This is a genomic window from Mesorhizobium sp. M4B.F.Ca.ET.089.01.1.1 (assembly GCF_004022605.1).
Taxonomy (GTDB): Bacteria; Pseudomonadota; Alphaproteobacteria; order Rhizobiales; family Rhizobiaceae; genus Mesorhizobium; species Mesorhizobium abyssinicae.
The window spans coordinates 1-532 of sequence record NZ_RZOS01001285.1; the positions used below are offsets into that span (position 1 = coordinate 1).

Here is a 532-nt window from a genome sequence, read left to right on the forward strand (position 1 = left end):
CCTCTACATGTCGCACCTTTCGGCAGCCGATGACCTCGATTTCGACAGGTGCGAATTCCAGCGCGGGGCATTCCTGAGCGCGGTGAGCGGGCTTCCCATCGCGAAAATGTCGCTTGCCAATTCGGCTGGCACCTATCTGGGCGCGGACTACGCGTTCGACATGGTCCGGCCCGGCAAGGCGACATTCGGGATCAACCCGCTGACAGGGCGCCCAAATCCCATGTTGCAGCCAGCTCGCGTAGTCGCGCCGATCATTCAGGTCAAGACGATGAAGCGCGGTGCCCCTGTCGGCTACAGCTCGACCTACCGCCTGACCGAGCAAGCCAAGATCGCGACGGTCGCGATCGGATACGCGAACGGCTATTCCCGGGCCGGCTCAAGCCGCGCTGCCGTCTCCGTTGCGGGTTTTGCCGCCCAGGTTGTCGGACGCGTTTCCATGGATCTCCTGACCGTCGACGTTTCGGGGGTTCCTGACTGGGCGCTGGTACCAGGCAGTCCGGCCGAAATCCTCGGACCCCATGTTCGTGACCAC

1 protein-coding gene is annotated in these 532 nt (G+C 63.5%); it reads left to right on the top strand.

Annotated elements, in window-relative coordinates; all coding sequences use genetic code 11:
- The coding region (locus EN780_RS37185) for an alanine racemase C-terminal domain-containing protein (RefSeq protein WP_189557152.1) at positions 1 to 532 on the top strand (532 nt) is incomplete at both ends.